Annotated in this window: 23 protein-coding genes; 9 read left to right on the plus strand and 14 right to left on the minus strand. The window is 64.5% G+C overall.

Annotated elements, in window-relative coordinates; translation table 11 throughout:
- Positions 1-78 precede the first annotated feature (78 nt).
- Positions 79-792: a 7-cyano-7-deazaguanine synthase QueC gene (queC, locus tag Q4S45_RS00135; protein WP_305508021.1), complete on the plus strand. Its 714-nt coding sequence runs from the start codon at positions 79-81 to the stop codon at positions 790-792.
- A 387-nt stretch (positions 793-1179) separates the two neighbouring features.
- Here queC and Q4S45_RS00140 read toward each other — a convergent pair whose 3' ends face one another.
- A complete protein-coding gene (locus tag Q4S45_RS00140) occupies positions 1180-2547 on the minus strand; it encodes an SGNH/GDSL hydrolase family protein (protein ID WP_305508023.1) in 1368 nt (455 codons plus the stop codon).
- Positions 2548-2790: 243 nt separating this feature from the next.
- Between Q4S45_RS00140 and Q4S45_RS00145 the strand changes: the two genes are divergently transcribed.
- Positions 2791-3534 (plus strand): metallophosphoesterase, encoded by a 744-nt coding sequence (locus tag Q4S45_RS00145; protein WP_305508024.1) that lies wholly within the window; start codon positions 2791-2793, stop codon positions 3532-3534.
- Between the two features lie 7 nt (positions 3535-3541).
- On the opposite strand, the gene Q4S45_RS00150 is transcribed toward Q4S45_RS00145, so the two are convergent.
- Entirely contained in the window at positions 3542-3916 is a 375-nt protein-coding gene (locus Q4S45_RS00150) for a hypothetical protein (protein ID WP_305508026.1), read from the minus strand.
- Positions 3917-4126: 210 nt separating this feature from the next.
- Here Q4S45_RS00150 and Q4S45_RS00155 point away from each other — a divergent pair, with 210 nt between their 5' ends.
- The 3 genes from Q4S45_RS00155 (at position 4127) to Q4S45_RS00165 (ending at position 6377) form a co-directional block, all read left to right on the plus strand.
- A complete protein-coding gene (locus Q4S45_RS00155; protein WP_305508028.1) occupies positions 4127-4300 on the plus strand; it encodes a hypothetical protein in 174 nt (57 codons plus the stop codon).
- A gap of 105 nt (positions 4301-4405) precedes the next feature.
- Positions 4406-4903, plus strand: coding sequence for a hypothetical protein (locus tag Q4S45_RS00160; RefSeq protein ID WP_305508030.1), 498 nt, complete (start codon positions 4406-4408; stop codon positions 4901-4903).
- A gap of 94 nt (positions 4904-4997) precedes the next feature.
- A complete protein-coding gene (locus tag Q4S45_RS00165) occupies positions 4998-6377 on the plus strand; it encodes a GAF domain-containing sensor histidine kinase (RefSeq protein WP_305508032.1) in 1380 nt (459 codons plus the stop codon).
- 127 nt (positions 6378-6504) lie between these two features.
- Here the strand turns inward: Q4S45_RS00165 and Q4S45_RS00170 are convergent, their stop codons facing one another.
- A complete protein-coding gene (locus Q4S45_RS00170) occupies positions 6505-8010 on the minus strand; it encodes an HD domain-containing phosphohydrolase (protein WP_305508034.1) in 1506 nt (501 codons plus the stop codon).
- A gap of 156 nt (positions 8011-8166) precedes the next feature.
- Positions 8167-8916, minus strand: a complete 750-nt coding sequence (locus tag Q4S45_RS00175; protein WP_305508036.1) for a DNA-formamidopyrimidine glycosylase family protein — start codon at positions 8914-8916, stop codon at positions 8167-8169.
- 164 nt (positions 8917-9080) lie between these two features.
- Here Q4S45_RS00175 and Q4S45_RS00180 point away from each other — a divergent pair, with 164 nt between their 5' ends.
- Entirely contained in the window at positions 9081-9572 is a 492-nt protein-coding gene (locus Q4S45_RS00180) for a DUF3016 domain-containing protein (protein ID WP_305508038.1), read from the plus strand.
- 207 nt (positions 9573-9779) lie between these two features.
- Here the strand turns inward: Q4S45_RS00180 and Q4S45_RS00185 are convergent, their stop codons facing one another.
- The 10 genes from Q4S45_RS00185 to Q4S45_RS00230 form a co-directional block, all read right to left on the minus strand.
- Positions 9780-10790 (minus strand): hypothetical protein, encoded by a 1011-nt coding sequence (locus Q4S45_RS00185; RefSeq protein WP_305508040.1) that lies wholly within the window; start codon positions 10788-10790, stop codon positions 9780-9782.
- A gap of 25 nt (positions 10791-10815) precedes the next feature.
- Positions 10816-11268 (minus strand): hypothetical protein, encoded by a 453-nt coding sequence (locus tag Q4S45_RS00190; protein WP_305508042.1) that lies wholly within the window; start codon positions 11266-11268, stop codon positions 10816-10818.
- Positions 11269-11278: 10 nt separating this feature from the next.
- Positions 11279-11845, minus strand: coding sequence for an RNA polymerase sigma factor (locus tag Q4S45_RS00195; RefSeq protein WP_305508043.1), 567 nt, complete (start codon positions 11843-11845; stop codon positions 11279-11281).
- Positions 11846-12010: 165 nt separating this feature from the next.
- Positions 12011-12454 (minus strand): thioesterase family protein, encoded by a 444-nt coding sequence (locus Q4S45_RS00200; RefSeq protein ID WP_305508045.1) that lies wholly within the window; start codon positions 12452-12454, stop codon positions 12011-12013.
- A gap of 18 nt (positions 12455-12472) precedes the next feature.
- Positions 12473-13672, minus strand: coding sequence for a sorbosone dehydrogenase family protein (locus Q4S45_RS00205; protein ID WP_305508047.1), 1200 nt, complete (start codon positions 13670-13672; stop codon positions 12473-12475).
- 170 nt (positions 13673-13842) lie between these two features.
- Positions 13843-14223 (minus strand): nuclear transport factor 2 family protein, encoded by a 381-nt coding sequence (locus Q4S45_RS00210; protein WP_305508049.1) that lies wholly within the window; start codon positions 14221-14223, stop codon positions 13843-13845.
- A 102-nt stretch (positions 14224-14325) separates the two neighbouring features.
- Positions 14326-16290 (minus strand): bifunctional diguanylate cyclase/phosphodiesterase, encoded by a 1965-nt coding sequence (locus Q4S45_RS00215; protein ID WP_305508051.1) that lies wholly within the window; start codon positions 16288-16290, stop codon positions 14326-14328.
- A 133-nt stretch (positions 16291-16423) separates the two neighbouring features.
- Positions 16424-16741 (minus strand): hypothetical protein, encoded by a 318-nt coding sequence (locus Q4S45_RS00220; protein ID WP_305508053.1) that lies wholly within the window; start codon positions 16739-16741, stop codon positions 16424-16426.
- On the minus strand, positions 16738-17520 hold the full coding sequence (locus tag Q4S45_RS00225) for a hypothetical protein (RefSeq protein ID WP_305508055.1): 783 nt from the start codon (positions 17518-17520) through the stop codon (positions 16738-16740). The genes Q4S45_RS00220 and Q4S45_RS00225 overlap by 4 nt, the downstream gene beginning before the upstream one ends.
- 95 nt (positions 17521-17615) lie before the next feature.
- Positions 17616-18164 carry a DUF882 domain-containing protein gene (locus tag Q4S45_RS00230; RefSeq protein WP_305508057.1) on the minus strand — a complete coding sequence of 183 codons (549 nt, stop codon included), beginning with the start codon at positions 18162-18164 and terminating at the stop codon, positions 17616-17618.
- A gap of 255 nt (positions 18165-18419) precedes the next feature.
- Between Q4S45_RS00230 and Q4S45_RS00235 the strand changes: the two genes are divergently transcribed.
- From Q4S45_RS00235 to Q4S45_RS00245, 3 genes are all read left to right on the plus strand, one after another.
- A complete protein-coding gene (locus Q4S45_RS00235) occupies positions 18420-19409 on the plus strand; it encodes an LLM class flavin-dependent oxidoreductase (protein ID WP_305508058.1) in 990 nt (329 codons plus the stop codon).
- Positions 19410-19506: 97 nt separating this feature from the next.
- Complete coding sequence (locus tag Q4S45_RS00240) at positions 19507-22266, plus strand: pitrilysin family protein (RefSeq protein WP_305508059.1); 2760 nt, start codon at positions 19507-19509, stop codon at positions 22264-22266.
- 156 nt (positions 22267-22422) lie between these two features.
- Positions 22423-23079, plus strand: a complete 657-nt coding sequence (locus tag Q4S45_RS00245) for a hypothetical protein (RefSeq protein WP_305508061.1) — start codon at positions 22423-22425, stop codon at positions 23077-23079.
- Positions 23080-23097 lie beyond the last annotated feature (18 nt).

Below are 23097 nucleotides of genomic sequence, written 5' to 3' on the forward strand. Positions count from 1 at the left end.
CATTCGGTAAATGCTGAGCGCATCTTACCGGATCGTTGAAAATGATGGCGAACGCCTAACACTCTGGAACCCTATCCCATGTCGCATACCGATTCAGCCCTGGTCCTGTTCAGCGGAGGCCAGGACTCCACCACCTGCCTGGCCTGGGCGCTCGAGCGCTACGCGCGCGTCGAGACCATCGGCTTCGACTACGGCCAGCGCCATGCGATCGAGCTGACGGTGCGGCCGGCCGTGCTGGCCGGCGTGCGCGCCATCAAGCCGGAATGGAACGCGCGCCTGGGCGAAGACCACATGGTGGACCTGTCGATCATCGGCCAGATTTCCGATACCGCGCTGACCAGCAATGTGGAAATCGAGATGCTGGCCAACGGCCTGCCGAACACCTTCGTGCCGGGCCGAAACCTGCTGTTCATGACGGTGGCGGCGACGCTGGCCTACCGGCGCGGCCTGAACGTGCTGGTGGGCGGCATGTGCGAGACCGATTTCTCCGGATACCCGGACTGCCGCGACGACACGATGAAGGCGATGCAGGTGGCGCTGAACCTCGGCATGGCCACGCGCAGCAAGCTCGAGACGCCGCTGATGTGGCTCGACAAGAAGCAGACCTGGGAGCTGGCGAAGGAGGCTGGCGGCATGGCGCTGGTCGACTTAATCCGCGAGCAGACCCACACCTGCTACCTGGGCGAGCGCGGCGCGCTGCACCCGTGGGGCTACGGCTGCGGCAAGTGCCCGGCGTGCGAACTGCGCGCGCGCGGCTATGCGCAGTTTGCCGCCAGCGAAGGCGCCGGCTGATCGCCAACGGGACGAAGCGCATGCGGCGGTCCAGGATGGGGGCAGGTCCGCCGGACTTGACCCTAGTGCCGTTAAGTTAAGCCTCCGCAGCGCGCGCATCGTCGGGGTCTGGTCCTGCGGACCTGACCCCATGTTGAGAATTTCGATGGCACCGAGAGCACAAAAGGGTTTTGGGGTAACGAAACACCTTGTCTCGATAGTTTGCGGCGAAATCAAAATGGGGTCAGGTCCGCAGGACCAGACCCCGATTCTGCGAGCAGCGCCCAATGTTCACCTTGACTTAACGGCATTAGGACCTGACCCTGGTCTTCCGGCGCCGTGGACGATGCAGGGGACAGGTCCAAGCGTGCAAGGTCGCCCGCCTGACCGCATCGGCCGCCCACCCGCCTAGATCCAGCCCCTGGCAATCATCTGCTGCGAAATGTAGCGCGCCACCAGCAGGTGCTCGAACGGCGTCGGGTGATAGTCGTCGGCGAACATGAAGTGGCTGACGTCACCGGCGGCCAGGTTGCCGCCGTTGCACACCAGCGAGGCCCCGCCCAGCGCGTTGGCGCCGCAGGCGGCCATGGTGGTGTTGGTCAGCCCGTATGGCGCCGGATTGGCGGACTCGTCGTGGGTGAGGGCGTACAGGTCGACAAACAGGATCTTCGCGTCGCCGGCGATGCCGGCCTTTAACTGGTCGTTGAAGCTGGCGACCATCGCCTTGATCAGCTCGCGGGTTTCAGCCGGCTGGGCCAGCGCGCCCGGCGTGATGGCGATGTCGGGCAGCGCGTTGACGACGACGAAATTGGCGCCGTTGGCGACGATCCGGTTCTTCACCAGCGCGGCCAGCTCGGCGCCCGCCGTGCCCATCGCGGTCACGACCGCAGGCCCGTTGTCGCGGGCGTATTTGGCGCCGGCGGCAGCGCCGGCCGCGGCGGCGTTGGATTGGGCCTTGGTGACCATCGGCCCGTACACCGCGGGATCGGCGCCCGCGGCGTTGCCGGGCTGCTGGGCCGCCGCGGTCACCGCCGCCTGCACCACGCTGGCGTCGGTGTGGCCCGGACGGGCCGACTCGGCTTGCAGCGCCGTGCCGATTGCCACAGAGGCCGAGGCAGGATCGGTTGCGCCGGCCGCCAGCTGGGCAACCAGGGAACTGGCGAAGGTGGATGCCCCGGCCGCCTGGCCGGCCGCCAGTGCGCCCGCGGCCAGCTGGTCGAGCAGGATGAAGGCGTCGTTGCCGCCGGCGAGGAGAAACACGATCTCATCGCTCTTGAAGCGGCCGCCGGAGACGGCCAGATGGTTGGCGATCTGCGTCACCACCGGCACCGTCAGCTGGCCCAGCGGCGAGCCGGTCAGCTTGTTGCGCGGGCCGACGGGGTTGGTCACGCGCGCGCCACCCTGGGCGTAGCCAAAGCAGCCGGCGTGGTTCACCACGGGAACCGAGAAGCCCTGGGCGGGGTCGCCGTCCAGGCCGGTCTGCGCGGCGCATGGCGCGGGCAGGCTCAATTGCGCCGCCATCAGTTCCGACCAGGTGGTTCCGGTCAGGGCCGGGTTGAGCGTGACGTTGTTGCCGTTGATGGTGTACTTGCCGCCGCCCGCCGCGGCGATCGGGCCGACGGCGTAAGTGCCGACATCGGCCAGGCTGTCGCCGAACGTGATCTGGGCGCTGAATTTGGTCTTGAGCGTCTGATCGCCGGCGCGGCTGCCGTTGTCGCCGCACGCCGCCAGCATCGCGGCAACGAACAGAACCAGCACAAAATTTAAGTGGCGCATGGTGGGCTCCCGGCTAAGAATGCACTGCGGACAATCGCAAGACGACGGCTGCTGGCTGTTCAAATATGCCAGCGTCGGGCCGGCGGCCCATCGCGCACGGTTGACTAATCGCGGGTTGTTTGAGTTATCTCAACAGCGGTCGGATGAGTTCGTTCAAGGAATTTGCTCGGCGCCGCCGTGGTATGATTCAGCCCCAGCCCTGGCGTCAGCACGCAGGGCGCCATCACCGTATTTCACGCCGCCATGCGCCTCGCCCTCCTCACCGACCTGCACGCCAACCGCGAAGCGTTGAGCGCCTGCCTCGCGCACGCGGAGCAGCAAAAGGCCGACCAGTATGCGTTCACCGGAGACTTCGTCGGCTACGGCGCCGATCCGGCGTGGGTGGTGGACACGGTGATGCAATATGTCGCGCGCGGCGCGGTGGCGGTGCAGGGCAACCACGACTACTCGGTCACGCGCGAGACGCGCCCGCAGATGCATGCCGAGGCGCGCGAGGTGATCGAATGGACGCGGGGCCAGTTGAACGCGGAGCAGATGGCCTTCCTGCGCGAACTGCCGCTGACGGAAGAACGCGGCAACATGCTGTTCGTGCACGCCAGCGCGCTCGACCCGATCAAGTGGGAATACGTCACCGGCATCGAAGAGGCCGAGCGCAGCCTGCGCGCCACGCATTGCAAGATGGTGTTCTCGGGCCATGTGCACAAGCCCTCGCTGTTCCGGCGTGCCGACGACGGCCGCATGGGGAGTCACACGCCGGAGCCCGGCGCTCGCATCGTGATCCGGCCGCAGCACCAGCACCTGGTCATTCCGGGCGCGGTGGGCCAGCCGCGCGACGGCAACTGCAGCGCGTGCTATGCCTTGTACGACGATGTCACGCGCGAGCTGACCTACTTCAGGGTGCCTTACGACCATGGCGCCGCGGCGCGCCGGGTGATTGCCTCCGGCCTGCCGATCGTGTTCGCGATGCGGCTGATCGAAGGCATTTGAAGCGGTCTTAAACGGCCTGCGCCTTGACGCGGTTGCGGCGCGAGCGGCCCATGAAGAACCAGATGATCGCGACCGGGATCAGGATCGGCAGAAGCAGCGGCGAGATCGCGGCGGTGATTACCAGCGCTGCGATGGCGAGCCCGAACACCAGCATCACTCCCAGGCCTGCGAACACCACCGCCAGCACGGCGCCGACGAACAACATCACCAGCGCCGCGACGATCATGCCGCCGCCGGCGAACAGCAGGCCGAGCACGGCGCCGAGCGGGCCGCCGATTTCCTCGCCGTCGATATCGAAGGTCATTCCGGACGTATGCGAGAACACGTTCCAGGCCAGCAGGGCGAACAGGAACAGGATGACGACGGGGGCGATTTTTTTCATTCCAGGGCCTCTTTGTGTGAAGTAAATCCGGTTGGGTATGCATGCACTGTATCGGCGCGCCCCATGGCGGGCCATCGGATTGCGACAGACTGCAAATTACGCGGGTCGGGCGCGGCGAAAGCGGCGACGAATTGCGCGGCGCGGCATTTGGCCTTGAAATACCTGCCTCATTGCCTATACTGAGGGCCTGCTTTAAGGACGGGACAGCGTATGCAAGCCTTCGCACTGGGTGGTCCGAAGGGGCCGCCATCGGCGCCGCCGACAATACCGCCGATTATCATCAATCCCTTCAACCGAGAAACGCCTGCGCCGGCGATCGATCCGCGCCTGCCGCCAATCGGCAGGCCGGTCATGCCGCCGCCAGGTCCGCGCCAGCGGGTGTGACGGGCCAGCGCGCCATCTTCCGCGGCGCCGACAAAAACGGGGTCAGGTCCGGCGGACCTGACCCCATTTGGTAGAATGGCGCCTTGAGATTTTGAAAGCGCACACATGACGGACCACGCAGAAGAACACCAGCCGGACGAAGACGAACCGGTGCAGGAACCGCGCCTGTGGAAGGGCAACGGCTGGACCGCGAAGGTCATCAAGAATGAAGACGACGAAGGCTGGGCCGTCGCGATGATCAAGGACGGCGAGCCGGAGCCGGCGCTGGTCGGCCCCTGGACCATGGGGCGCGACAAGAAGAACCCGAAACCGCTCGACACCAGCGCGTTCAACACGCTGGTCAAGACCGCGTCGGAAGTGCTGCGGCGCCACGAGCAGCAGCTGCACGCGCAGCTGCACAAGAGCGTCATCGTATTCGCCAATGGCGGCGAGCTGAAGGTCACGCTCGACATCATCCCGGACGACGAGCATCCTTACGCGCTGCTCAGCGCCTTCGACGAGATGGGCGAGCGCATCGCCCAGGTGAAGGCGCCGCCCAACTTCAAGCTGTCGCCATCGAGCGCGTCCGACTGGGTGGAAAAGGATTTCCCGGCGCCGCGCTGAAAAGCCACACTTTCGCTCCTTTTGTTAAACGGCCGGAGCCGATCCGGGCGGGGAACTGCTAATATTTCCCCCGTGCATTAACAAGAGGAACACGATGGAAGCAAGCCGTCTCAATCGCCTGGAGACCGTCCAGGCGATGCTGCTCGAACTGGGGCAGATGTCGACCACCTGCAGCGATATCACCGAATTCATCCGCGCCGTGCACCGTTCGCTCGGCCGCATCATGTACGCGGCGAACTTCTACGTCGCGCTGAAAGAAAACGACGAAGGCGGCGTGCGCTTCGTCTATTTCGTCGACGAGGTGGACGACACGCCCGATCCGGACCAGGTCATTACGCTCGCCTCGTCCGACCAGTCGCCGACGGCGTGGGTGATCCTGAACCGCAAGAACCTGGTGATGACGGCCGAAGAGGACCTGGCCGCGCATCCCGAGCGCGAGGGCTGGGGCATGGGCAGCACGGCCGAACACTGGATGGGCTGCGCCCTGCTCGACCAGCAGCACCAGGCGCTGGGCGCGATCGTCATCCAGAGCTACTCGCCCGAGCACACCTTCAGCGACGAAGACCAGGCGCTGTTCGCGCTGCTGGCCAATCACGTCTCGAACGCGCTGCAATCGCTGCAAAGCATGGACCGGCTGGAGAAGGCGGTGCACGAGCGCACCGCGATGCTAGAGCAGAAGAACGTGGCGCTGCAGGAAGCGCAGTCCGAGCTGGTGCGCCAGGAGAAGCTGGCCTCGCTGGGACGGCTGGTGGCCGGCGTCGCGCACGAAATCAACACGCCGCTGGGGATCTGCGTGACCGCGACCAGCCACCTGGTGCAGGAGCTGAAGCTCACGCGCGAGGAACTCGCCGCCGGCGCGATGACGCAGGAGAGCCTGGAGTCCTTCCTCGACATCGTCGACCAGTCGCTGCGCATCATGACCACCAACACGCAGCGCGCCGCGGCGCTGGTGCGCAGCTTCAAGCAGGTGGCGGTGGACCAGTCGTCCGACGATATCCGCAACTTCAACCTCAGGACCTACCTGCACGAAGTGCTGCTGTCGCTGCAGCCGAAGCTCAAGGGCCGGCCGGTGAAGGTGGAGATCGACTGCCCGGCGGAGATCCTGATGGAGAGCTTCCCCGGCGCGGTGTCGCAGGTCGTCACCAACATGGTGATGAATTCGCTGGTGCACGGCTTCGAGGACGAACGGCCGGGGGCGATCACGATCCGCGCGGCGCTGGACGACGAGATGGTGGTGTTTGATTATGCCGACGACGGCGCCGGCATGGATGCGGACACGCTGGCCAAGCTGTTCGACCCGTTCTTCACGACGCGGCGCGGCAGCGGCGGCAGCGGGCTGGGTGCGCACATTTTGTTCAACCTGGTGACAGGGTCGCTGGGCGGGACGGTGAAGGTGGAGAGCGCGCCGGGGCAGGGGCTGGCATATCACCTGCGGTTCCCGCGCAGCCGGCGCCAGGAAAGGCGCGCGGCGTAATGAAAAAGGGTTCAGGGTCCGCTGGACCTGAACCCTCTCTTCGTGACGCGGCGCCGACAAAACCGGGGTCAGGTCCGTCGGACCTGACCCCTGCCTTTGGTCCGCGCCGCATGCAAGATCAATTTAATTAATCAGGCCAGCGGCGGTTAATCTCCACCGCCTTGTCGATATTCGCAATCAGCAGCTCGACGAACTTCGGATCGAGGTGGCGCCCCGCCACTTCGCGCAGGTGGCCGGTGACCTGCTCGATCGGCCACGCCTCCTTGTAGCAGCGCTTGTGGCACAGCGCGTCGAATACGTCGGCGACCGCAACGATCCGCGCATACAGGTGGATGTCCTGGCCCTTCAATCCCTGCGGATAGCCAGTGCCGTCGAATTTTTCGTGGTGCTGGTGCGCGATCACGGCGGCAGCCTTGAGGATCGGGCGCGACGAGCCGTCCAGGATCGACAGGCCGACGTTCGGGTGCTGCTTCATGATTTCCCACTCGGCTTCATCGAGCTTGCCCGGCTTGAGCAGCACCGAATCGGGCGTGGCGATCTTGCCGATGTCGTGCATCGGCGCCGCGTGCATCAGCACCGCCGTCTCGTCCTCGCTCATGCCCGAGGCCTGCGCCAGCAGGTGGCACACCTGCGACATGCGGCGCACGTGGTTGCCCGCTTCGTGCGAACGCGATTCGACCACGTCGCCCAGGCGCAGGATCAGCTCGGCCTGGGTATCGGTGATTTCCTGGTTCAGCAGGATGTTGTCGAAGGCGATGGCGACGCCCGAGCAGAACACTTCGAGCAGCTGCGCGTCGATGTCCGAAATCTCCTCGACGCCCTTGAGCACCAGCAGCGAGGCCTTGCCGCTGGCGTTGGGGAAGAAGCCGACGTAGGTGTCGCCATGCAGGCGCGAGATGCGGTTGCGGCGCGCGTCGTCGAGCTGCGCGATCAGTTCCGGGCAGATCACTTCGCGTCCGAGGTTGCCGATCTGCGCCAGCACTTCGTACTCGGTCTCGCCGGTGATGACGCTGGCGCCGGACAGGCGCAGCAGCATGCTTTGCTCGAGGCGCAGCAGCGCGACGACTTGCTGCAGCAGGCCGCTGGCGAAGTCCTTCAGGTTACGCTGCTGGAAAATGTGGGCGGAGGCGGCGATGACGCGCTCGAGGCCTTCGCGATAATTGTGCTGGGCGCGGCGGGCTTCCTCGACCTTCATGATGTCACGATAGGCGCGCAGCGCGGCGAAGGTGGTGGTAAACAGCTTGGTGCGATCGAGCTCGGTCTTTTCCTTGTAGTCGTTGATGTCGTAGTCGACGATCACGCGTTCTTCCGGCGCCTGGCCCGGCTGGCCGGTGCGCAGCACGATGCGGGTGAACTGGTTGTCCTGGTCCTTGCGCATCCAGCGCGCCACTTCGAGGCCGCTGTCCTCCTTTTCCATCACCACGTCGAGGAACACCAGCGCGATGTCGGTCTCGCGCGCGAGGATTTCCTTGGCCTGGGCGCCGCTGTAGGCGTGCAGGAAGGTCAGGGCGCGGTCGTCGAGCCGGAAGCGCGACAGCGTCAGCTTGGTGACGTCATGGATATCGGGCTCGTCGTCGACAAGCAGGACTTTCCAAGGGGCGAGCTTGGGCGCGGCGGACGACAGAAAAGACATGTGGCGAATTCCGATACCGTTGAGTCAATACGAGGAGAAAATTGCCTGATGGCAGGGTTTAAGGCGATTGTAGTATGAGAAATGCCTGAAAACAACAAACATTGTTAAATACGTTTCCCGTTGAGCAAGGGCTCGAATCCAAAAGCAACACCCCAGTCAGCCCCGAACCGCCGGGTAGCGTTTCTGACAACGCTCACAGTAGAAACTGCGCCGTTTGGTATGGCCGAGGTGGCCTCGGCTGAACGGAATGTCGCAGCGTGGACAAATGGTCTTCTTGTGCGCCAGCCAGTGCTGCCGCAGCACGAAGGCCTTCTTCCATGCTAGGAAGTCGAAGCTGTAGTTGCGCGCTTCGGCAACGAGCTGGCGCAGCTTGGCCGGGGGCAGCGCCCCGACCGGCGACAGGGGATGCACCCTGATCCGGAACAGGACCTCGTTCTTGATGATGTTGCCGACTCCGGCGAAGATGTTCTGGTCGAGCAGGGCGTCGCACGCCAGCGTGTCCGGCGCGGCGCGCAGCTTCTTGAGCGCCTTCGCCGGGTTCCACCGGTCGGACATCACGTCGGCGCTCCAGTCGTACACCGCGTCCAGGTCGGGATCGACCTCCTTGATCGAGCAGCCATAGAAATTGAGCGCGCCTCCGTCTTCCATGCCCAGCGCCAGGCGCGGCGGACGGTCCTTGGCCTCGTCGATGCGGTAGCTGCCGAACAGCATGAAGTGCACGCGCAGCACGATCTCGGGCATTTCGATGATGAACTGCTTGCCGAAGGTGCGCAGCGACAGGATCGGCTGGCCGATCAGCCCGGCCGGATCGACGGCCGTGGTGTTGCCCTCGGCGCTGACGATGTGCTGGCCTTCGAAGCGCGCGGTTTCCTCCTTCAGGATGACAAGCGACGGTCCTTCTGGCATGGTTGAGCCTCCTTTCGCGCCATTCTGGATGGGATCGCGCAGCCTGCCGGTGCGCGGACTCACATTTGGATACAAAGCTGCGTTGTCAGGAAACAAACCCGGGCCCGCAATCGGCGTATATTGGCAATTGGGGGAGTCCCTCCACAGCGAACGAAGGAATCGACATGAACACCATAGTGAAGAGCGTGGCCCTGGCGGGCCTGTTACTGCTGGCGGCGGGCGGCGCGTCGGCGGGCGTGACGGTGACGTTTGCGCATCCCGAAAATTACGGGGATATGCCGATTGCGTCTTGGGACCGGGAGCAGGTTCTGAAAGAGCTGAGCGACCACTTCGCCAAGATGAGCAAGAAGCTGCCGCCGGGCCAGGATTTGCGCATCGAGGTGCTGGACCTGGATCTGGCGGGGCGGATCCGCCACAATTTTCGCAATGGCGACGACATCCGCGTGCTGAGCGGGCGTGCCGACTGGCCGCGCATGGTGATCCGGTACAGCCTGGAGTCGAACGGCCAAGTCATCAACAGCGGCGAGGACCAGCTGCGCGACATGATGTACATGGACCACATCAATCCGTATTTCGACGGCGAGCCGCTGCGCTACGAGAAGCGCATGATCGACGACTGGTTCAAGGAAAAATTCGGCATCGGCCGGCACGGCTAGCGGCAGGGCTGATGCCGTTAAGTGGAGCCGTCGACCTGCGCAGGCAGGTACCCACACCGAGCATGCCGATGAGGTAAGGCACGCTCTGCATGGGTACCTGCCTGCGCAGATACGACGGTTTTTGGGCTAATGCCCTCCGTGCAGTGCTAATTTATTCCTTAACTTAACGGCTTTAGGGGCAGGTCCGGCAGACCTGCCCTCTTTTCTTCAGGGCGCCTTCTTTTCGATGAAGCGCTGCACGTTGGCCATCACGTCCTTGACCTTGTAGTCGGACGGCACGGTGAACAGCGCCGCCGCCGGTTCTTCGCGCTTGATGCTGGCGAGGCGATAGACGTTGTCGCCGCTGCGCGGATCGCTGTGTTTTGTGAGCACCGTGACCTGCAGCTCGGGCGAGAACCAGGTTTCGTCCGTCACCACGATCGGATTGCGGTTGCCCGCTTCACCGGCCGGAATCTCGTAGCTGCGCACCTTGCCTTCGGCCTTGATGCCGTCGATGTCGCGCGTGCCAAGGTCCTTGCTGGTCGCCTTGGACGACCATTTCGAATCACCGAAGGCGCCGGCCAGCGCGCCGAGATGAATCTGCATGTCGCCGCCAGGTGCAAATTGCAAACTGTGCCGCCCCTCGATCTTCATCCCTTCCGCCTTTTCGATGTCGATCTTGACGTCCTCGCCCTGCTCGGCGGAGTGGCGAATGATGATCTCGCGGCGCTCCTTAATTTCGGGCAGCTTGCCTTCCTTGCGCAGCGCTTCGATGCGCGCACGCGCAGCTTCGGCCGCCGCCGCGCCCAGCTGCCTGTTCGGCGCGATCTGGGTCGCGGTTTTTTCGCGCGGGTTCAGGATGTAGGTCGCGCCGCTCACCGCGTCATGGATCGTGATGTTGCGCACTTCACCTTTGGGGTCGCGCATCTCCTGGCGGGTGCGGCCGGCGCTGTCGCGGTAGGTCATCGAGGTGGTCTTGTGAGTGATCTGGTTGCCGTCGGCCAGGTTCTGCACGCGCTCGGTGACGACTTCGGCGCTGTAAGGCAGGTTCTTGACCGGCTTGCCGGGCCAGCGCATGCCGGCGCCGGCGAACGCGGCGGGATCGAACGTGCGCAGCTCGCGCACTTCGCGCGTCACGGCGCGCGTCTCCTGGCCGGTGTCGGCGTCCGATTCGGCCGCCAGCGCGGGAACAAACAGCGAAGACAGCAGTGCGGCAAGAATGAAGTTAGTGCGGTTCATGTCGATCCTCTTGGGTGGGTGGGGGTTATTCGGATGCCAGGCGCAGCGCCAGCGGGTGGCCGTCGAAGCCGACCAGCATTTCGGCCTGCACCATGTCGCCGGCGTTTTCGGGATTGACCGGCACGCCCAGCGCGGCCAGCGCGGTGCGCGGCACGGTGGTCTCGAGCATGCGCGGCGCCGGGTCCTGCGCGATGCGCTCGAAGGAGTCGAGCGCGATGAAGGCGCTGTCGTCGCGGGCCGGCTGGAACGGCGCCCTTGGCACGGCCAGCACCGCCAGCAGCACTGCGGCGGCGGTGCCGAAGGCGCCCGCGATGCGCCACGGCGCGACCTCATACCAGCGGCGCGGCTTGTGCTGCGCGGCGAAAGCGGCCATCAGTTCCTTGTGCACGCCGCGCGGCGCATTGAGGCTGGCCATCTCCGCGCGCAGGGCGTCGAACGGTGAGGGAAGGGCGGGGTCGCGGGTATCGGAATCGTTCATGGCGTGCCTCTCAGGCGGCGGTGTTGATTGCGGGGCGGTGCGCGCCGAGGCGCTGGGCCAGGGCGGCGCGCGCGCGCGACAGGCGCGAGCGCACCGTGCCGACGTCGATGCCGCAGATGGCGGCGATCTCTAAATAGGAGCGGTCGTGCATCTCGAACAGGATCAGCACGTCGCGGTAATGTGGGGCCAGTTGCGCCAGCGCCCGGCGCACGTCGGCGGCCTGCTCGTTGCACAGCATGCGATACAGGGGCTCGGCGTCGTCGCCGGCGGGCTCGCCGTCCTCGTCGTCGGGCGCGGCGACGGGACGGTCCTGCTTCATCGCCAGGTTGCGCGCGACGCCGAACAGAAAGTTTTGCAGCGCGCCGCGCAATGGGTCGAAGCGCAGGGTGTTGGTGAGCAGGCCCATGAACACTTCCTGCACGATGTCGGCGGCGGTGTCGGCCGAGCCGCAGCGCAGCACGCAGTAGCGAAACAGCGGGCCCTGGTGGCGCAGGTACAGCGCCTCGAAGGAGGCGGCGGCGCCTGCGCGCGCCTGGCGCAGCAGTTCGGTGTCGGAAGGGGCGGTGGTCGTTGTCATGGCGTGGCTCTCAATGGTATTCCCATTTGCACGCCGAAAAGTTCCAACTATTTTTGCGGGTAGGGGTCTGGTCCTGCGGACCTGACCCCATTTTCGGCCTCAGCCAAACGCAATATGGGGACTCGGCGTCCCCGTCGTCCCGCAGGACGGGACCCCGAGCCGCAGTTAATCCAGCCAGTTCACGCGGGGGAATTTGGAGCGGAATTCGTCGGACATGGCCACCACCTGCCCGACCTTGTAGTTGAAGAAGACGAAGCCGGACTTGGCCATCGCGATCAGTTTCTTGTCGCGCGGCCGGGTGATGCGGAAGGTAATGTCGCCCCCGTACTTGTTGAAGTCCATGACGCCAACCTCGAACAGCAGCTGGTCGTGCGCATGCGCTTCGGCGCGGTAGGTCGTGGCCAGGTCGGTGACGATGATGCCGCTGCCGTCACGTTCGGTTTCGGGCACGCCGAACTCGAACAGGAAACGCGCGCGCGCCTCGGAGATCATGGAGATCATCGAGTCGTTGCCCAGATGATTGGCGCCGTTGATGTCGGTCACGCGGACCGTCAGCGGCGTCGAGTAATAGTACTGGTCTTCGGGGAAGTCGAGATGTAAGCGTGCCATGCCCGCAATTCTACCCCGTCATCCGCCGGCCCGAACGATTTTGTAGATCGTGCCGTTGGCGCCGATGACATACAGCTCGCCGTCGGCGTCCGTGCCGAACGAGACGACATTGCCGATTTTCGCCACCGACCATTCGGTTTGCTCGGAGACGCCGGCGCTCGAATACAGTACGCTTTTCAGGAAGCCGGCGCAGTAATCGGAATAGAAATAGCGGCCGGACAGTTCGGGAATCGCCTTGCCGCGGTAGACGTAGCCGCCGATGATCGAACAGGCGCCCGCATCATGGCCGTAGTCGAACGCCGGCGCGGTCAGGCCGGCGCTGTTGCAGGTGGAGGCGTTGTAGCAGATCGCGCCTTCGAAGATATTCCAGCCGTAGTTCAGGCCCGCCAGCGACGCCGCGTTGATGTCCACTTCCTCGCGCAGGCCCTGGCCGACATCGGCAATGTACAGCCGGCCGGCGTCGAAGGCGAAGCGCCACGGGTTGCGCAGGCCGTAGGCCCAGATCTCGCCGCGCCGCCCGGCCTGGCCGGCAAACGGGTTCGACGCGGGAATCGCGTAGGGCGCGCCGGCCGTGGCCGCGCTGACGTCGATGCGCAGCAGCTTGCCGAGCGCGCTGCCGAGGTTCTGGGCATTGCGCGGCGGATCGCCCGAGCCGCCGCCGTCGCCGGTGCCGAGATACAGGTAGCCATCCGGCCCGAACGCCAACAGGCCGCCGACGTGGTTGGTGAAATTCGGGTGCGGGATGCGCAGGATCTCGAGCGCCGAGGTCGGATCGGACAGGTTGGGGTTGCCCGAGACGTTGCGCCGCTCGACGACGATGTCGGTGGCGGCGTCGGTGTAATAGACGTAGTAGCGGCCGTTGGTGGCGAACTGCGGATCGAAGGCCATCGACAGCAGGCCGCCTTCGCCGGCGACGGCCACGCGGGCGCTGATGTCGAGGAAGGGAACGGCCAGCACCGCGCCGTTCTGGCGGATGCGGATGCGCCCGGGCCGCTCGACGATGAACTGGCGCTGGTCGCCCGGCGGGGAGACCATGAAGATCGGGTTGTCGAGGCCGCTGACGAACGTGCTCAGCGACAAGGCCAGCGGAGTCGGCGTTGGGGCCGGCAAGGGTGGCGCGTCCGGACCGGTGACGCCGGCGCCGCCCCCTCCGCCGCCACACGCGGAGAGCGACACCAGCAGTATCAACACCATCATGCGCGCGCGATCGACCAGCATCACAGCCTCCCAGCGAATGTCGGGGTCTGGTCCTGCGGACCTGAACCCATTTTACGCGGCGCAGAGGCGCGCGGCGCGCGCTAGCATCTCAGGCGGATCATGCGAGGTGGCGCTGAAGGGTCTGACCCGCCGGGTCGGACCCAGGTGTGGTGGCGTGCGGCGATGCCGGCTTAGTCTGCCGCGGCCGGATCCAGCCGCTTGTTGCTGACCTGGACCGAGGCGGTCTGGATTAGGCCGTCCACCACTTCGTAGATCGCCACCATGTCCACTCGGCCCGTGCCTTCCGGAAAGGTGCGGGTGACTTCCTCGTGGTCGATCACGACGTTGCCCATCACGACGCGCTGGCGCAGGCGCGCGTGCAGGTTCGGCTCGGCCAGGCGGACGGCCATCTTGTCGCGCATTTCGGCGTGGCCGGTGGCGATCAGGGTGGCGGGGTGGCCGAACTGGCGCGCATTGGGCGCGTAGGTCGCGAGCAGGGCGTCGATGTCGCGGGCGTTGTAGGCGTCTAGCTGGCGCTGGACGACGGCTTCGGGAGAGGCGTTGTTGGTCATCAGTTTCGATTGGGCAGGAGTTTATCGCCCGCGGATTGTACTGTTGATGTGCCGGAATGCAAAGATGGGGTCAGGTCCGCAGGACCAGACCCCCCACTTCGGTTAGGCCGGCAGCAGCGCCTCGAAATCGGCGGCCGGCACGGCGTGGCCGAACAGGAAGCCCTGGGCGAAATCGCAGCCGGCTTCGCGCAACAGCACGGCCTGCTGGCGCGTTTCGACGCCTTCCGCAATCACCCGCAGGCCCAGCTTGTGCGCCATCACGATGATCGCTTCGCACAGCGCCACGTTGGCGGCGTCAAATTCGAGGTTGTAGACGAAGGACTTGTCGATCTTGAGGAAGTCGAGCGCGAACTTGCGCAGGTAGGACAGCGACGAATAGCCGGTGCCGAAGTCGTCGAGCGAAATTTTGATGCCGGCCTGCTGAAACGCCAGCAGCTGCTTGAGCACGTCGGCGTCCGAGGACAGCAGCAGCCCTTCGGTGATTTCCAGGCCCATCTCGGGCACGGTCGCCGCGCTGCCCTGAGCGTGGCCTTCGGCCAGCCACTTGCGGCAATTTTCGCCGTTGCCCTCGTAGAACTGCAGCGGCGACACGTTGACGTTGATGGTCAGCTGCGGCTCGCGGTGGCGCCAGTCGCGCGCCTTGGCCAGCGCCTGCTGGTACACCCAGTCGCCGATGCTCGAGATCAGGCCGGTGCGCTCGGCGATCGGGATGAATTCGACCGGGCTGATCTCGCCGCGGTCCGGATGGCGCCAGCGCACCAGCGCCTCGGCCTTGCGGATCTTGCCGGTGTTCATGTCGACGATCGGCTGATAGTACACCTCGAGCTGGCCGGCCTCGACCGCGCGGCGCAGCTCGTTGGACAGCGCCATCCGGCTTTGCGCGGCATCCTGCATGCTGCTCTTGAAGTAGGTGAAGCGGTTGCGTCCGCGCTCCTTGGAACGGTACATGGCCTGGTCGGCGTTGCGCAGCAGGTCGCCGGCGTTGTCGGCGTCGCGCGGGAAGATGGTAATGCCGATGCTGGCCGAAATGTAGGCCAGCTCGTCGCCGACCATGAATGGCCGCGAAAGGTCTTCGCACAGCTTTTGCGCGATGTCGGTGACGGAGGCCATGTCGTGCAGGTCGGCCAGCGTGATGGTGAACTCGTCGCCGCCCAGCCGCGCGACCGTGTCGCTGCCGCGCACATGGCCCTGCAGGCGCCGTCCAACCGCCTTGAGCAGCAGGTCGCCAGCTTCGTGGCCGCGGGTGTCGTTGATTTCCTTGAAGTGGTCGAGGTCGATGAACATCAGCGCGAGCGGCAGGCCGCTGCGCTGCGACTTCTTGATGTCGATGTCGAGCCGGTCCTGGAACACGTTGCGGTTGGGCAGGCCGGTGAGCCGGTCGACGTTCACTTCGCGCAGCGCCTGCTCGACCATCTGGCGGTCGTGCACCTCGCGGCTCAGTGCATGGGCCTGTTGCTGCAGCCCGGCGATGGTGCGCTGGAGCGACTCGCGTTCGGTGTGCGGATCGTAGCTTTCGGCCGGCACCACGTCGGTGTGCAGCGCGCACACTTCGTGGAAGGTGGCCATGTCTTCGGCCGAAGGGAAGGCCGACAGCGGATAGGCGCACAGCAGCGTGAAGTCGAAATGGCGCATCAGGTTGTTGAAGTAGCGCTCGACGTGGACGGCCGCGTCGTGCTTGACGGGCGGGCACAGCTGGCAGCGCGGCTGGGTGCGCAGCAGCGCCACCATTTCGCCGAACACGAACAGCTTGCCTGCGTGCGATTCGCTGGCGTCGAGGATGACGTTGCCGATGGTGTCGCGAAAGCGCGTTTCGTCGGGGTGGCCGTCTTCCATGAACAGCGGCAGCGCCATGTCGGCTTCCAGGCGCATGTACTGGCCCTGGGTTGCGGCGGCGCCGTCATCGAGCTGGCCGCGGCCGCGCAGGGCCTTTTCCAGGCGCGCCAGATGGTCGCCGGTGGCGATGGCGATTGCGGTGTCGCCGGCCTTGAGTGCGGAGCCCACGAATTCGACCAAGCCCTTGATAAGGAAGGTGTCGTCTTCGTAGAACTGTACGATGTGTGCGCCCATGAAACTTCTGCCTGTCCCTAAATGGGTTAGACACCAGGGCTTCGGTGAGGTTTCTTCATTCTACGCGCCTCGGCAAAATTCGGCGGCGCGGACCAAAGGCTGGGGTCAGGTCCGCAGGACCAGACCCCATCTGCTATTTTTTAGGTGGCCACTGATACACGGTCTCCGCCCGCCGTGTTTTCGATACGATGCCATGTGGGTCGATGACGACGACGAACTCGCCGTAATTGCCGCCGGCGCCTGGCGTGAGGTAGCGCCACACTTCGACGCCGCTGTCGAAGCGGATCGAGGTGGTCGGCCCCAGTTGCGCGAGCAGTTGGGCCTTGGTGGTCACGCCCGCCTGCACCGCCTGGTCGGCGTTAGGCGCCTTGAGCACCGTGCCGGGCGGGGCCTGGGGCGTGACGGCGCAGCCGGCCAAGAGCGCGCACATCGCCAGCGCAAGCCGCTTCATGGCGCCTCTCCCGGCGGTTTGTCGATGTAGTCGAACTCGACCAGGGTGTCGTCAGGCCAGGACTTGTCCCAGACCGGCGCGTAGTAGCTGCGGTCGAGCAGCACCTGGCAGTCGCAGTAGGGCAGCGACTCGGCGGTCTGCTGGCCGGCGGCGTACAGCAGCGCAAACGGCAGCGCCAGCGTGCGCTCGCCGTGGCGCAGCGTGACGCCGAAGATCGGGCGATCGGCAAAGAACAGGTAGTTGCCCTCGGGGTCGGCGCAGACCTTGTCGGTATCGGTGAGCATGTTCGACAGCCAGCCGAAGATCGGCGCGCTGTTCGAGATCAGGCCGGCGTCCATGCCGACCTTGCATTCGAGCCGCAGGTCGCCGAGGCGCCGGACGCCTTCGGGCAGGCCGGGCGTGTGCACCGCCACGCGCCAGGTCATGGTGTTGGTCTTGCGGTTGGCCAGCACCGCGGCGTCCTCGCGCAGCGCCTGCGCATTGCGCGGCAGGACGAAGCTGTTGTCCTCGGCCACCGGCACGGGAATCGTGATGTTGTCGCCGGCTACGCGCAGGGTGATGCCGGTCATCTTAGTTCGCGAGATGCGCGGCAGCAGCGTGAAGCGCAGGGTGGCATTGGGCGCGAGCGCATGTTCGCGTTCGAAGCGGTCCATGCCCTTGATCATCTTGCGATAGGACTTGTCGACCGGGTCGCGCGTGGCGGACACGGTGACGCTTGGAATCGGCGCCGGGGTCTGGTCCTGCGGACCTGACCCGATGTTAATCGCTGCAGATGACATTGAAGATGGGGTCAGGTCCGCAGGACCAGACCCCGATGCTGCCGCAGCCGCATGAAACACGACGAGCGCGGCGAAAGAAAGTGCGCGGAATGACATTACCAGTGGCGCAGGCGGCCGGTATCCATGTGGACGAATTGCGAGTCGGGATAGTAGCCGACCCCGCCGCCACCGGCGTGCAGCGCAGCCTTGTGCAGCATCGCCAGGTCCGTGCCGGGCATGCGCACGTCGATCGCCTTGCCGTCGAGGTGCATGCTGTGCTTGGCCACGCCGTTGGTGGTCTCGTGCAGCAACTGGTTCGATTCGGGCGAACGGTAGCCCGAGATGATGTGGACCACGCCGTGGCTGCCGGCGACCTGGCGGCTGACTTGGTCGAGCAGGAACAGCAGCTTCGGGTCCATCTCGGCAATCTTGTTGTTGCGGTGGTCGCGCAGCAGCTTGTTGATGTCGGCCATGGCGTCGGGGATGAACTTGCCCTCGGCCCAGAACGTGCTTTTCAACGATTCGCCGGTGTGCGTGTTGTACATGCGCAGTGTGCGCTCGTTGGGCATGGCGAGATCGGCCGCGCGGCCGATGGCCGGGACGGTCAGCGCCGATGCCAGCATCGCGGAACTTTTCAGAAATGAGCGGCGATGATTCATGGACATGGGTATCTCCTCACGCTTGTTCGCTGGCGTTCAGTATACAGCCGATAACATATCGGTGCAGTTCATGGCCGCGTGGAAATAGCCCCGCACTGTGTCGTACCTGCGCAGGCAGGTACCTATACCGAGCTTACTTGCACTCTTTGCTTCGCTCAGCATGGGTAACTGCCTGCGCAGGTACAACGCGTCAGGGGGCTCGCCAACACGAAAGAATGGATGGGCATAGAATGCCTGATCTACTTTTCGCAGCGAGAAACCATGATTCCCTTGTCCGTACTCGACCTGGCCCCCATCGCCGAAGGCAGCGACGCCGCCCAGTCCTTCCGCAATTCGCTCGACCTCGCGCAGCACGCCGAACGCTGGAATTACCAGCGCTTCTGGCTGGCCGAGCACCACGGCATGCCAGGCATCGCCAGCGCCGCGACCGCTGTGCTGATCGGCCACATCGCGGGCGGCACCAAGACCATCCGCGTCGGCGCCGGCGGCATCATGCTGCCGAACCATTCGCCGCTGGTCATCGCCGAGCAGTTCGGCACGCTGGCGTCGCTGTATCCTGGCCGCATCGAGCTGGGATTGGGCCGCGCGCCGGGCTCCGACCAGGTGACCGCGCGCGCCCTGCGCCGCAACCTGGGATCGGATGCCGACGAATTTCCGCAGGACGTGGTGGAGCTGCAGGATTATTTTTCCGACGCGCCGCGCCAGCAGGTGAAGGCGGTGCCGGGAACCGGGCTCAAGGTGCCGCTGTGGATTCTTGGATCGAGCCTGTTCGGCGCGCAACTGGCCGCGGCGCTGGGCCTGCCGTATGCGTTCGCGTCGCACTTCGCGCCGCAGCAGATGATGCAGGCGATCGAGCTGTACCGCGCGACCTTCCGGCCATCCGCGCAGTTGGACAAACCGTACGTGATGCTGGGCTTTAACGTGTTCGCCGCCGACACCGACGACGAGGCGCGGCTGCTGGCGACGTCGATGCAGCAGGCGTTCGTCAACCTGCGCACGGGACGGCCGGGCAAGCTGCAGCCGCCCAAGCCCGGCTATCTGGAGAACCTGGATCCGCAGGCGTACGCGATGCTTGAGCAGGTGCTGTCGTGCTCGGCGATCGGGTCGCCGCAGACGGTGCGCACCGCGATGGAGGCGTTCGTCCAGCGCACCGGTGCGGACGAACTGATGATCACGTCGCAAATTTTCGATCACCAGGCGAGGCTGCGTTCGTTCGAGATTGCGGCGCAGGTGCGCAGCGCCGGAACCTGATGTATGCATATAAAGATTTCCTAGTTGCCTAGGCGAAATGGCAATAAAATGACGCACGGCATTGGCCGACATCATTTGTTCATTTCGGAGGTACAGCATGACCACGTTTATCCGCGCCGGCATTATTGCGGCGTCCCTCGCCATGTTGCCGCTGGCTTACGCCGCGGCGCCGGCTGCCGGCAAGGTCGACATCGCGATCCCCGACGTTCCCTACACCAAGTTTGTGCTGAAGAACGGCCTGACCCTGCTGGTGCATGAGGACCACAAGGCGCCGATCGTCGCCGTCAATACCTGGTATCACGTCGGCTCGAAAAACGAGAAGGTCGGCAAGACCGGCTTCGCCCACCTGTTCGAACACCTGATGTTCAGCGGCAGCGAGAACTTCAACAAGACCTATATCACCGCGATGGAGCGCATCGGCGCGACCAACCTGAACGGCACCACCAACCAGGACCGCACCAATTACTTCGAAAACGTGCCGACCTCGATGCTGGACTACGCGCTGTTCGCCGAGAGCGACCGCATGGGCCACCTGCTCGGCGTGCTCGACCAGAAGAAGCTGGACCTGCAGCGCGGCGTGGTGCAGAACGAGAAGCGCCAAGGCGAAAACCAGCCGTACGGCGTGGCGTACCAGCTGCTGACCGAGAACACCTATCCGGCCGGCCACCCGTATTCGTGGACCGTGATCGGTTCGATGAAGGACCTGGACGCGGCTTCGATGACCGACGTGCAGGAGTGGTTCAAGACCAACTACGGCCCGAACAACACGACCATCGTGCTGGCCGGCGACATCACGCCGGAAGCGGCGCGTCAGAAGGTTGAGAAATACTTCGGCGACATTCCGGCCGGCCCGCCGCTGGCCAAGCATGAGGCGTGGATCGCCAAGCGCACCGGCACCCACCGCACCATCGTGCAGGACCGCGTGCCTCAGGCGCGCCTGTACCGCGTGTGGAACGTGCCGGGCGCGCACACCGCGACCGAGCCGCTGCTTGACCTTGCGGCGCACATCCTGGGCGGCGGCAAGACCTCGCGCTTCTACAAGCGCCTGGTGTACAAGGACCAGCTGGCCACCGCGGCCATCGCCGAAGACGATTCGTCCGAGATCGCCGGTCAGTTCAGCCTGACCCTGACCGCGCGTCCCGGCGTCGACCTGCACAAGCTGGAAGTGGCGGCCGACGAAGAGCTGCGCAGCCTGATGAAGACCGGCCCGACCGCGGCCGAGCTGGAGCTGGCCAAGACGGCGTCGCTGGCGCGCTACACCCGCATCGTCGAGCGCATCGGCGGCTTCGGCGGCAAGAGCGACCTGCTGGCCTCGTGCCAGACCTACACCGGCAATCCGGATTGCTACAAGGATTACCTGAAGGCGATCAAGGCGGCCACCCCGGCGCAGATCAAGCAGGCGATGAACGAATGGCTCAGCGACGGCGACTTCCTGCTCGAGGTGCAGCCGTTCCCGACCACGCTGGCCACCACCGCCAAGCTGGACCGCAGCAAGGAGCCGGCGATGGGCAAGCCGGAGTCGCTGAACCTGCCGCCGATGCAGAAGGCGACGCTGTCGAACGGCCTGCAAGTGGTGCTGGCCGAGCGTCATACCGCGCCGGTGGTCAACTTCAACATGATGATCGACAGCGGCTACGCGTCCGATTCGGCCGAGCTGCCGGGCGTGGCCAGCCTGTCGATGCGCATGCTGGGCGAAGGAACCCCGACCCGCAGCTCGCTGAAGATCGGCGAAGAGTTCGAGGCGCTGGCAGCGAACTTCTCGTCCACCAGCAACCTCGACGGCGCCGCCGTGCGCATGGACGTGCTGAAGGCGACGATGCCCAAGGCGCTCGACGTGTACGCCGACATCATCCTGCATCCGGCGTTCGCGCAGAACGAGATCGACCGCCTGAAGAAGGACCAGCTCGCGGCGATCCAGCGCGAAAAGGTCAATCCGAACGCGATGGCGCTGCGCGTGATTCCTGGCCTGCTGTATGGCAAGGGCCATGCGTACTCGCTGCCGATGACCGGCACCGGCACCGAAGCGGCGGTTGCGAAGATCAAGCGCGACGACCTGGTGGCGTACCACCACACCTGGTTCAAGCCGAACAACGCGACCCTGCTGGTGGTGGGCGACACCACGATGGCCGAGCTGACTCCGCTGCTGGAGAAGGCGTTTGCCGGCTGGAAGGCGGGCGACGTGCCGAAGAAGAACGTGGTCGAAGTGCAGCAGCCGGCCAAGACCGTGGTGTACCTGATGGACCGCCCGGGCGCGCTGCAGAGCGTGATCTACGGCGTGCAGCTGGCGCCGCCGCGCAACTCGCCGGACGCGGTGCAGCTGGGCGTGGTCAACAACATCTTCGGCGGCAGCTTCAGCTCGCGCATCAACATGAACCTGCGCGAAGACAAGCACTGGTCGTATGGCGTGCGTTCGCAGTTGCCGCCGGCGGTGGGCCAGCGGCTGTTCGTCAGCAGCTCGCCGGTGCAGACCGACAAGACGCGCGAAGCGTTGCATGAACTGGTGTCGGAGTATGGCTACATCGCCGGCGCCAAGCCGATCACCGCGGCCGAGCTGCTCGATGCGCAGACCAACGAGACGCTCGGCTTGCCGGGTTCGTTCGAATCGGCCTCGCAGCTGAGCAATGCGTACTCGACCATCCTGCAGTACAAGCTGCCGGAAAACTACTACAACAACTTCACCGGCACGGTGATGGCGATGACGCCGGAGCAGGCCAACGCGCTGGCGGCTAAGTCGTTCATGCCGGGCAAGCTGGTGTGGGTGGTGGTCGGTGACATGAGCAAGGTCGAGCCGGGCATTCGCGAGCTGAAGCTGGGCGAAGTGCACAAGATCGACGCTGATGGGAACGAAATAAGGTAAGCGTCCAAAGCTAAAGCACCGGGGTGGGCTCTCTAATTGCGGTTAGTAAGCCCATCCTTCGACACTCCGGGGATAGTTTGTCGATTCGCTGTCGCATTTAGGACACTTCCCAATCAAAAAAGCAAGACCCAATCTACGAAACGTGAGGACACGAGAATGTATGTAGCTATCTCCCAGGACGGGGCCGGTTGTTCAAATTACAATGACGGAGTTGATGGCTTTTATACAAATAAAGTTGAGTCTTGTATCGTCTATATTTTTTATGGAACAGAGGGCTGGGGTCTCTTGCACGACACTGCTCAGTTATCGCTAGCTTCCATTGCGCAATTTGCAAAAGGCCTTGGGAAAATTAGGCGAATTTATTATGCGCTGAACGATGCAATAATCCGTGCCCCAGAAATTAAAAACCATGCCGAGCGGCGTCGAAAGATTGCGCGGATGATTTCGTATAAAGCCGATTTGGTGGCTGTAAGTATGCCGTTAGGCGAGCTCGTCTGTTTCCCCGATGAATCTATTCTCTCCTCCTTTAAAGATAGGGACGAAATTGCAAAAATTCGCCAGATTGCGGTGTCGTGTCCGGTCTCGAAAGAGCGTGCGATGGTTAATATTTTAAACAATCTGTTCATCGCGAAAGACGCGCAGAATATTCCGGTCGATGTTCAATTTCGGTCGCGACAATTCCAGGCGTTGCCACAACTGCTGAGCTCTAAAGAACAAATGCTCGATCGATCGGAAAGGGAGTTGGCTAGAGGGGATCCAGATTATGCAAATAATCTCAAAATCGCTATTAAAATGGGCGTAGTGGCGCCCTGACGTAGATGAGTTCTTAAT

The sequence above is a fragment of the Massilia sp. R2A-15 genome, from assembly GCF_030704305.1.
Lineage (GTDB): Bacteria > Pseudomonadota > Gammaproteobacteria > Burkholderiales > Burkholderiaceae_D > JAFCUW01.